We start from the raw sequence: 10,338 nt of genomic DNA on the forward strand, positions 1-10,338 counted from the left end.
GCGACGGTCGCAGTGGCCACCGCGGTCGCGACTGTCGCGACGACCACCGGTCCCGTCGTGCGGTGACGGTCAGCAGGCGTTAGACCGGGGTACCCGCTCCGACTTCATCGTCTCGGTCGTCGTCGAGCTCACTCATCGGATCGTCGACGCCGTCTACTGCGGACACCGCGGCCTTGGCCGCAGCGGTCTGCTCCGCCTGGCTCTGCGCCTCGAAACCGGACGTGGTCGAGAGCGTCCGGTCGCGCAGGAACAACGACAGGACGAAACCGATGATCGCGACCGGCAGCAGATACCAGAACGACGGCGCCATGGCACTGGCATACGCGTCGACGATCGCGTTGTACGCCTCGGGGTCGACGTCCTTTAGGGCGCCGACCTTGTCGGGCGTCAGGCCGGCCGCGTCGTCGACGCTGGCGCCCGCCGACGGGAAGTCGGACTTGATGTCGGTCAGCTTCTCGGTGAGCTTGCTGGTGAACACCGTGCCGAACACCGAAGTTCCGACCGCCGCGCCGATCTCGCGCAGGAAGTTGTTGGTCGAGGTCGCCGTACCGACTTCGGACGGCGAGACGGCGTTCTGGACCGCGATGACGATCGTCTGGATCACCAGACCCATGCCGAAGCCGAGGACGAAGATCATGGCGCCGAACAGGATCATCGACATGTTCGCGGTGATCTGTGTCATCCAGCCGATGCCCACAGCGGTGACTGCCATGCCGAGGATCGGGTAGATCCGGTACTTACCGGTCTTGGTGATCATCAGACCCGAGCCGACGGCGGTGATCATCAGGCCGATGGTCATCGGCAGCATCAGCAGGCCGGAGTCGGTCGGGTCCACATCGCGCGCCATCTGCAGGAACGTCGGCAGGTAGGCCAGTGCCGCGAACATCGTCATGCCGACGACGAACGCGACGGCGACGGACACCGAGAACACCGAGTCCTTGAACAGGCGCAGCGGGATCAGTGGCTCCTCGACCTTCAGCTCAACGACGATGAAGAGAATCAAGCTGACGATGGAACCGATGAGCAGGCCGAGCAGCCACGGGTTCGACCAGTCGTACTTGCCGCCCGAGACGATCGAGGTCCACGAGGTGACCAGCACGATGCCGGTGGTCGCCAGCGCGAGGAACAGGGTTCCGAGGAAGTCGAACTTCTTCTTGACGTGCTTCATCGGGAGCTTGAGCGCGAAGAACGAGATGATCAGAGCGGTCAGCGCGACCGGAACATTGAGCCAGAAGCACCAGCGCCAGCCCGGCCCCTGGGCGAACCAGCCGCCCAGCAGCGGTCCGAGCACCGCCGCCACGCCGAAGATCGCACCCATCGGCCCCATGTACTTGCCACGATCACGCGCCGAGGTGATGTCGGCGATGATCGCTTGCGACAGGATCATCAGGCCGCCGGCACCCAGACCCTGCAAGCTGCGGAAGATCACCAGCTCGGCGAACGACGTCGAGAGGGCTGATCCCAGCGAGCCGCAGAGAAAGATGGCGATCGCGATCAGGAACGGCCAGCGGCGACCGAAGAGGTCGCCCACCTTGCCATACACCGGCATCACGATGGCGATCGCGACCAGGTACGAGGTGACGATCCAGCCTTCGTGCGAGACCGCGTTCAGGTCACCGACGATGGTCGGGAGGGCGGTTCCGACCACGGATTGATCGAGGGACGACAGGAACATCGCCGCGACCAGCGAACCGAAGATCAGGTAGACGACTTTCTTGTCCATCTGGACGGGGGCTTGGTCGTCGCTCCCCGGTGCCGGCGTGGTCGGCGCATTGGTGCTCATGCCGACACCATAATTCGGCTTTCTCCGATTAGGTCCGTTTGCGGTGTGGCCCGCTGGACTTCACCGAGACACGACGCCCTCGTTCAGTGCCGCCCGCGCCGCGCGGTAGCCGCACATCCCGTGAACCCCACCGCCGGGCGCCGTCGCCGACGAGCACAGATAGACGCCCGGCAGCGGCGTCGCATGCGGCCGGAGCGACGGCACGGGCCGCGCCAGCAGCTGTCTGAGAGTTGCTGCCCCACAGTTGATGTCGCCTCCGATGTAGTTGGGGTTGTGCGCCTCGAACCCGGCTGCCGTGGTGACGATGCGGTCGACGATCACGTCGCGGAACCCGGGCGCGCAGCGGTCGATCTCGGCGACGATCCGGCCGGAGACGTCGACGTCCGATCCTGCGGGCACGTGGCAGTACGCCCACGCGAGGTGCGCGCCATCCGGGGCACGCGAGCGATCGATGCGTGTGGGCTCGCCGCCGAGGATCCACGGCCGGTCGGGCAGTCGTCCGTGTGCGACCGCCGCTTCGGTCTCGCGGATCTGCGCGCGATCGGCAGCGATGTGAAAGGTCGCGGTCGCGCCGAGTGCGTCGGCCGTCGGCCCGGTCCACGGGATGGGTTCGCGAAGCAGGAAGTCGACCTTGCAGACCCCGCCGCCGTACTCGTATCGCTCCAGTGCCCGCCGGTAGCGACTCGGCAGTCGATCGCCCAGGATCCCGGTCAGCGCCCGGGGCGAGACGTCGAAGAAGACCTGATCGGCGGGCGGCAGTTCGGCGAAGTCGCGGACCGTGTGGGAGGTCTCGATGGATCCACCGCCCTCGACGACGATCGCCGCCAGGGCGTCGGCGATCGCCTGCGACCCGCCGGCTGCCACCGGCCATCCCGCCTCGGTCAGCATTCCGAGCAGCAGTCCGGGCGCGGTGGAGCCGAGGGCGGTGGTCGGACGTCCCGCGTGCGCGGCGATGGCGGCGAACGCCGTCCGGGTGCGCTCGTCGCGGAAGGCCACGCGGACGAACGCTTCAATCGGCGCCAGCGCGGTTGGACCGAATCTCATCAGCGCCAGCGGATGCTTCGGCATGCCGGGCAGCTCCAGCACATCGGCGGCCAGGTCTGCGCCGAGGGCGACCATCCGCTCCCACGATCGGGCGTCGCGGCCGAGCTCATCGGCCAGGCGATGTGGATCCCGGTACAGGGCCAGCCCGTCGTCCGCCGAGTACGCGTGCGCGACGGAGACCTCCGGCACCAGCCAGTCGATGCGCTCCGCAACACCGAGGTCGTCGAACGCAGGCGACGAATACCCCGTGGGATGCACCGCGGAGCAGATGTCGCGGCGGATCCCCGCGCCGAAGGCCTCGTCGGTCCGCGTCCCGCCGCCGATCGCGGGTCCGGCCTCCAGCACCAGCACCGAGCGGCCGGCGCGCGCCATCGTGGCGGCCGCCGTCAGTCCGTTGGGTCCGGCACCGACCACGATGGCGTCCCACCGATCGCTCACGTCACTCCCCTTCCACCGGTTCGCACTCGCCAGCCAAGTGTGGCGCATCGCCTCATTCGTGTCGTCCGAACCGACGACCTGCGACGACGCCCACCACTCGGTATTCCCGACCCGAGCGGCCCGAGGATCGGTTCCGTTTCGTTATCGACCATCGCGCGTTCCGCGCCCCGGAAACGTCCGATTCGCACGCTAGATTGAGTCCATGATCTCTGCGAGCACCCGACGCCCTGCCGGGGCAACCCGACTTGTCTCCATCGTCACCGTCTGGATCGTCACCGTCGCGCTCGCGATGCTCGCCACCCTCGCGGCCTCCGGCACAGCCCGCGCCCAGGCACCACTGCGGATGGCCGATCAGGTGGTCGACGCCGCGGGAGTGTTCACGCAGGAAGATCACACCGAGATCACCGAAGCCATCGACGATCTGTACAGCAGCCGACAGATTCAGATGTGGGTGGTCTACGTCGACAATTTCGACGGCATGACCCCCGCCCAGTGGACCGATGCCACCGAGAACCTGAGCGAGTTCGGCGACCGTGACGTGGTTCTTGCGGTCGCGACCAACGACGGCGCCTACCGACTCTCCGCGCCGACCGCCGTCGACGATCTCACGCAGGAGGAGATCGACAAGATCGCTAACGACTCACTCAAACCCGCGCTCCAGAAGAAGGAGTGGTCACGGGCCGCGATCGACACCATTCGCGGCATCGACAACGCCGGCGACGGCGAATCCCGAATCCTGTGGGTGGTCGGCGCACTGGTGGTCGTGCTGCTGGCCGTCGGCGGCGTGGCGTACGTACTGACCCGTCGTCGTCAGTCCGACGATGACGTCGACCTGACGCGCGTCGACGAATCACTCACCCTCGACCAGCTGGCCGAAGAACCGCTCGACGTCCTCGCCTCTTGGGCCGACGAGGTCCTGGTCGCCACCGATAATGCGGTCCGAACCAGCACCGACGAACTGACCCTCGCCCTCGACGAGCTCGACGAGAGCGCGGTCGCACCGTTCGCCAAGGCGCTGATCGCCGCCCAGCAGGCGCTGACGGAGTCGTTCGAACTCAGCCACGGCCTCGTGGGCGACACCCTCCCCGACAACGAGCACCGCGCCAAGCTGATCGAGATCATCACCGCGTGCTCGGACGCCGATGCGCGCCTCGACACCCAGGTGGACGCCTTCGACACCAAGCGCGACCTCCTGGTGAACGCCGACCAGCGTCTCGACGCGCTCGCCGAGCGCATCGCCGAGACGTCCGCGCGCATCGCGGGTACCGAGACGACGCTCGCCGGCCTCAGCGAGGCAACCGATTTCCCCGCGATCGCCGACAACCTCGCCCTGGCCGGCACCCACGTGCAGTTCGCCGACGACAGCGTCGGGCAGGGCCGCGACGCCGCCGCGTTGCCGACCGGGCAACGCGGACCCGCCGGGGCCGCGATCCGTTCGGCCGAGGCCGCCCTCGACGCAGCCGACAAGCTGCTCGACGCCATCGACATAGTCGACCTCACGCAAGCGAAGGTCGACGACGACGTCGATACCGCCGAGGGGAAGACGCAGGTGGCCGCCGACTTCATCGACACGCGCCGCGGCGCCGTCGGAGTCGTCGCCCGGGCCGAGCTCACGATGGCGCTCCGGCTCGACGCCAGCGCCGCCGACCTGTCCGACTCCGACTCGGCGAAGGCCTCCGCAGACGCCAAGCAGGCCGCACGCCACGCCGACGCAGCCCTCGTCGCGGCACTCGCCGACGTCGCCGTCTGGCGTACCGGCCAGCCGGCCGACGCCACGTCGGACCCGCTGGTCGCCACCGCGCTCACCGGGACGCTGATCGACGTCGTCCTGCCGGAGTCGTCGAGCGCTGACGGTGCGAACGGCAACGGCAACGGCTACAGCACGGGCGGTCGCAGCCCCGGCTCGTTCGGCGGTTCGTCGACCGGTGGTCGGATCGGAGCCGGCGGACGGTTCTGAGGTACATGACCGTCCCGCACGATGCTGCAAGCCGGGAAGCAAACGAAAGAACCGCGACATCCTTGGAGATGTCGCGGTTCTTTCGCTCTGCGTGGGCGAAGGGGTGTGTGAGACGGACACATCGTTGACACCTGCAGCGCGACATCGTTGACAGTGCCTTCGGCGTACGCCGCTGCCACGATCCCCGGCAGCCATCAACGACCAAATCACTTCGAGAAACTCCTCGAAGCCCACCTCAACGAATTCAGAACCTGGTACAACACCGAGCGCCCCCACCAATCCCTCGGCCGGTGAAGTACCCCAGGTTTAGTTCCGTCTTTCATAGGAGGATGGAGTTATGCCACGTCAGTATCCGCCGGAGTTCCGGCAACGAGCAGTGCGCATGTTGGAGACAGCGTTGGAGGCTGACGCTGAGCTCTCGGAGCTCGAGGCGATCCGCCGGGTCGCCGCCAAGCAGCAGGTGGCCGAGGAGACGTTGCGGCGCTGGCGCCGCAAGGCCCAGATCGATGCCGGTGAACGCGACGGCACCACCAGCACCGAGCACGCGGAGATCCGCAGGTTGAAGAAGGAGGTCGCCGAGTTACGGCGCACCAACGAGCTCCTCAAGTCTGCGAGTGCGTTTTTCGCGTCGGAACTCGACCGGACCACGACGAAATGATCACGTTCATCGACAGGATTCGTGACCGTTTCGGGGTCGAGTTCATCTGCCGCACCCTGCGTGCGGCCGGAGTGGTCTTTCTCAGCGCACGCGGCTACCGAGCCGCGAAATCCCGTGTGCCATCCTCACGTTCGGTTCGTGACCTGCAGATGGTCGAGGTCATCACCGAGGTGTATGAGCAGAACTTCTCGGTGTACGGGGTCAAGAAGATGCATGCCGCGCTACAGCGCGGCGGCTATCAGATCGGCCGCGAGCAGACCCGTCGGTTGATGCGCCGAGCCGGGGTGCGCGGGGTGCAGCGCGGCCGGACGGTGTTCACCACCAAGCCTGACCCGGCCGCCGAGCGTCCGGTCGACATGGTGAAACGCAATTTCGTTGCGACACAACCGAATCAGTTGTGGGTCGTCGATATCACCTACGTGCGTACCTGGCAGGGATTCGGCTACGTCGCGTTCGTGACCGACGTCTGCACCCGATAGATCCGCGGCTGGCACGTCGCATCCTCGATGCGGACCGAGGACCTTCCGTTACCGGCGTTCGATCATGCTGTGTGGCAAGCCAATACCGATCTATCGGGGTTGACTCATCATTCCGACCACGGGTCGCAGGGCGGATTCAACTGGTCGTCGCAACACATTGACTGTGGAGGTGGTCGACGGTGGCGACAAAGGACTGGTATGCGAAAGCGAGCGACGTTCCTGAAGGGGGTCGGCGGCAGTGGCGTGCAGATCGTGCGTTGCGCCCGCCGATGCGCTCACCCGGGCGGCCCGAACCCTCTCGAGCGGTGCAACGGCAGTTCTGGCGTCTGATCGCGACGGGCATCAACTCGGCCGAAGCGGCGTTGACGGTGGGCGTGTCCGTGCCGGTTGGCGCTCGCTGGTTCCGTCACGCTGGCGGTATGCCACCAATCTCACTGGCCGAACCTACCGGCCGCTACCTGTCTTTCGCCGAGCGTGAGGAGATCGCGCTATTGCGCGCTCAACGGGTCGGCGTGCGTGAGATCGCACGCAGGATCGGCCGCGACCCGGGAACGATCTCGCGCGAGCTGCGCCGCAACGCGGCCACGCGCGGTGGGAAGCAGGAGTATCGGGCGTTAGTGGCGCAGTGGAAAGCCCAGCAGGCGGCGAAGCGACCGAAGACCGCGAAGCTGGTGACCAACGACCGGTTTCGTGGGTACGTCCAGGAACGACTGGTCGGCAACGTTCGCAGGCCGGACGGCACCATCGTCGTCGGACCCGAGCCGCCGGCATGGAAGGGCCTGAACAAGCCGCACCGACAAGACCGGCGATGGGCAACCGCGTGGAGCCCGGAGCAGATCTCGCACCGCCTGAAGGTCGACTTCCCCGATGATGAGTCGATGCGCATCAGCCACGAAGCGATCTACCAGTCGCTGTTCATCCAGGGCCGCGGCGCGCTCACGCGCGAGCTCGTGACCTGTCTGCGAACCGGCCGCGCACTCCGTCGGCCACGGGCTCGAGCACAGAACCGACCACACGGGCATGTCACCGCCGACGTCGTGTTCTCCCAGCGCCCCGCAGAGGCCGCCGACCGCGCGGTTCCTGGGCACTGGGAGGGCGATCTGATCATCGGTACCGGCCGGTCCGCGATCGGCACGATCGTCGAACGCGCGAGCCGCTCGACCCTGCTGGTGCACCTGCCGCGGCTAGAAGGCTACGGCCAGAACCCGCCGGTAAAGAACGGCCCGGCGCTCGCTGGCTATGGCGCCGTCGCGATGAACGCCGCACTCAGAACGTCGATGATGAAGCTTCCCGAACAGCTCCGCAGGACGCTCACGTGGGACCGTGGCAAGGAACTCTCCGCGCATGCCGAGTTCACTCTTGAGACCGGCACCAAAGTGTTCTTTGCCGATCCCCACTCGCCGTGGCAACGGCCGACGAACGAGAACACGAACGGATTACTACGTCAGTACTTCCCGAAGGGCACGGACCTGTCCCGGTGGTCCGCCGACGACCTTGAAGCCGTCGCTCTCGCGCTCAACAACCGGCCCCGCAAGAGCCTGGGCTGGCGCACACCCGCCGAGGTGTTTGCCGAGCAACTACGCTCGATCCAACAACCCAGTGTTGCAACGACCGGTTGAACTCGCCCAGTACCTATCAATCACCTACACCGACCGGCTGGCCGAGCTGGGAATCACACCATCGGTCGGAACGGTCGGCGACAGCTACGACAACGCGCTCGCCGAGAGCGTGAACGCCGCCTACAAGACCGAACTGATCCGACGCCACGGCCCCTGGCGCACGGTCGAGCAGCTCGAGCTAGCGACCCTGGAATACGTGTGGTGGTACAACCACCAGCGGCTGCACGAGTCGCTCGGCTACCAGCCACCCGACGAGTACGAGGACACCCTGAACAGCACCCCACGAACCCGCGAGCCAGCCATCCCGGCCCTCGCAACCACATAGGAACTAAAGCTGGGGCACTTCAGCTGGGAAGACGGCAACGGCATCCAACACGGCTGGGGCGGCCGAAACCGATAAACCACCCCCACGCCACGCCCGGCCGTACACACATTTTGGCCTTTAACCCTCAAACCCGGCACCCGCGAACCCCCGGAAAAGCAATGAGTCGCGACATCGTGTGTAAACGATGTTGCGACTCATCACAACTGTGGGCGAAGGGGGACTTGAACCCCCACGTCCCTAAGGACACTGGCACCTGAAGCCAGCGCGTCTGCCATTCCGCCACTCGCCCGTGGCTTGGTCATTCACATGACCGGCGTCCGTGTGGACTTGAAAAAGATAGCACGCATGGGGGGCCAAACGAAAAATCGATAGCCGCCACACTCGCTGAACTGCACAGTTACCTGTGCATCCCACCTCGGCGACCAATGTTGCTGTTGTGACACGCGGTACAGGAGTCGCCTGTCGGCCCACACTCGGCCTTTCCGGCCGGTAACATGACAGGGCAAGGTATGCACGCCGACACGCCAGAGACAAAGAAGGGCCCGGGATCCCGTGGGTTTATTTGACCGGATCGAGCGCAAGCTCGAGTCCGCCGTCGACGGCGGGTTCGCCCGCGTCTTCGGAGGCAAGGTCGCGCCGCAGGAGATCGAGCACTCGCTCCAGCGCGAGGCCGAGACCTCGGCCGAAGACCTCGGCGACGGCGCAACGTTGGTGGCCAACAGCTACATCGTGACGTTGAGCGACTCGGATCTGAGCGAAGTCTCGACCGAGTACGAACTGAATCGTAAGATCGCCTCCCGCCACTTGGAGGACTTCATACGCGACAATGGATGGCAGACTTATGGGTCTGTCGTCGTAGAGTTCGAACCAGAACCGTCATTGCACACCGGACAGTTCCGCACTCGCGGTGTCGTCGACCCAGACGTCGCACCGCGACCAGTGGCACCGACCGGAGCACCGGCGGCCCCGCCGACATACCGACCCGAAAGTCACGACCGAGGAGCCCAAGCCATGACCAATCCCCCCGGAAACGACCAGGGCGGCCAAAACTACGGCTACGCCCCGCAGGGCGACCCGAACTACCCGCCGTACGACTACAACCAGCAGGGCGGCTACCCGCAGCAGGGTCAGCCGGCGCAGGATCAGTACGGTCAGCAGCCGCCGGCGCAGGATCAGTACGGTCAGCCGCAGTACGACCAGCAGGGCTACGGGCAGCAGCAGGCGCCGCAGTACGACCAGCAATACAGTCAGCCGGCCGACCAGGGCTACGGGCAGCAGCAGTACGACTACGGTCAGCAGGGTTACGACCAGGGCGGCTACGGCCAGCAGCAGGCGCCGCAGTACGCTCAGCCGGCGGACCAGGGCTACGGGCAGCCCCAGTACGACCAGCAGCAGGGCGGCTACGACCAGCAGGGTTACGCCCAGCCCGCCGCCTACGGTCAGCCCGAGCAGGCCTACGCTCAGCCGGCCGACCAGGGTTACGGACAGCCCCAGTACGACCAGCAGTACGCCCAGCCCGGCGGCTACGACCAGCAGTACGCCCAGCCCGCCGACCAGGGCTACGGACAGCCCCAGTACGACCAGCAGCAGAGCGGCTACGAACAGCAGGGTTACGGCGCCGCACCGGCCTACGGCCAGCCCGCGGGTTACGCACCGTCGGCCATCACCCTGGTTCTGGAGGACGGCAGCAACCGCACCTTCTCACTGCGTCAGGGCTCCAACGTCCTCGGCCGCGGCCAGGACGCCCAATTCCGCCTGCCCGACACCGGCGTCTCCCGTCGTCACGTCGAGATCCGCTGGGACGGCCAGACCGCGATGCTGACCGACCTGAACTCGACCAACGGCACCACCGTCAACGACCTCCAGGTCAGCAGCTGGGAACTGGCCGACGGCGATCGGATTCGATTGGGTCACTCCGACATCACGGTGCGATTCCAGTAGAAGATTCCGCATAAGATGCGGTCGAGTGATTTCACGTCACTCGACCGCTGAATGCATCCGGGGGCTGAGTCGAACCGGATACCGTCTGTGAGGG

Annotated in this window: 8 protein-coding genes, 1 tRNA gene, 1 pseudogene and 1 other annotated feature; of the genes and pseudogenes, 7 read left to right on the forward strand and 3 right to left on the reverse strand. The window is 66.4% G+C overall.

The features are described 5' to 3' along the window. Window positions 1–79: 79 nt before the first annotated feature. Complete coding sequence (locus tag GX543_RS15010) at window positions 80–1,783, reverse strand: MDR family MFS transporter (protein ID WP_290853043.1); 1,704 nt, start codon at window positions 1,781–1,783, stop codon at window positions 80–82. A gap of 60 nt (window positions 1,784–1,843) precedes the next feature. Beyond that, window positions 1,844–3,265, reverse strand: coding sequence for an NAD(P)/FAD-dependent oxidoreductase (locus GX543_RS15015; RefSeq protein ID WP_290853044.1), 1,422 nt, complete (start codon window positions 3,263–3,265; stop codon window positions 1,844–1,846). A gap of 202 nt (window positions 3,266–3,467) precedes the next feature. On the opposite strand from GX543_RS15015, the gene GX543_RS15020 reads away from it, so the two are divergent. The 6 genes and pseudogenes from GX543_RS15020 to GX543_RS15040 all read left to right on the forward strand — a co-directional run. Beyond that, on the forward strand, window positions 3,468–5,222 hold the full coding sequence (locus tag GX543_RS15020) for a TPM domain-containing protein (RefSeq protein ID WP_290853045.1): 1,755 nt from the start codon (window positions 3,468–3,470) through the stop codon (window positions 5,220–5,222). A gap of 153 nt (window positions 5,223–5,375) precedes the next feature. Then, window positions 5,376–5,516, forward strand: a complete 141-nt coding sequence (locus tag GX543_RS18825) for an integrase core domain-containing protein (RefSeq protein WP_366929083.1) — start codon at window positions 5,376–5,378, stop codon at window positions 5,514–5,516. Window positions 5,517–5,559: 43 nt separating this feature from the next. Continuing rightward, entirely contained in the window at window positions 5,560–5,880 is a 321-nt protein-coding gene (locus GX543_RS15025) for a transposase (protein ID WP_290853046.1), read from the forward strand. Continuing rightward, window positions 5,838–5,949: a sequence feature (AL1L pseudoknot), on the forward strand. (Overlaps the previous gene by 43 nt.) Next, window positions 5,877–6,359 carry an IS3 family transposase gene (locus tag GX543_RS15030; protein WP_290853047.1) on the forward strand — a complete coding sequence of 161 codons (483 nt, stop codon included), beginning with the start codon at window positions 5,877–5,879 and terminating at the stop codon, window positions 6,357–6,359. Its footprint overlaps the feature before it by 73 nt. Before GX543_RS15025 ends, GX543_RS15030 begins: the two co-directional genes overlap by 4 nt. A 269-nt stretch (window positions 6,360–6,628) precedes the next feature. Further along, window positions 6,629–7,978 (forward strand): IS30 family transposase, encoded by a 1,350-nt coding sequence (locus GX543_RS15035; protein WP_290853106.1) that lies wholly within the window; start codon window positions 6,629–6,631, stop codon window positions 7,976–7,978. Between the two features lie 4 nt (window positions 7,979–7,982). After that, window positions 7,983–8,303 (forward strand): annotated as a pseudogene (locus GX543_RS15040) (integrase core domain-containing protein); the annotation flags it as partial. A 206-nt stretch (window positions 8,304–8,509) separates the two neighbouring features. Here GX543_RS15040 and GX543_RS15045 read toward each other — a convergent pair. Beyond that, window positions 8,510–8,592 (reverse strand) — tRNA-Leu (locus GX543_RS15045). A gap of 263 nt (window positions 8,593–8,855) precedes the next feature. Here GX543_RS15045 and GX543_RS15050 point away from each other — a divergent pair. After that, entirely contained in the window at window positions 8,856–10,244 is a 1,389-nt protein-coding gene (locus GX543_RS15050; RefSeq protein WP_290853048.1) for a DUF3662 and FHA domain-containing protein, read from the forward strand. Window positions 10,245–10,338 lie beyond the last annotated feature (94 nt).

The organism is Gordonia sp. (in: high G+C Gram-positive bacteria) (assembly GCF_012515855.1).
Classification (GTDB): Bacteria; Actinomycetota; Actinomycetes; order Mycobacteriales; family Mycobacteriaceae; genus Gordonia.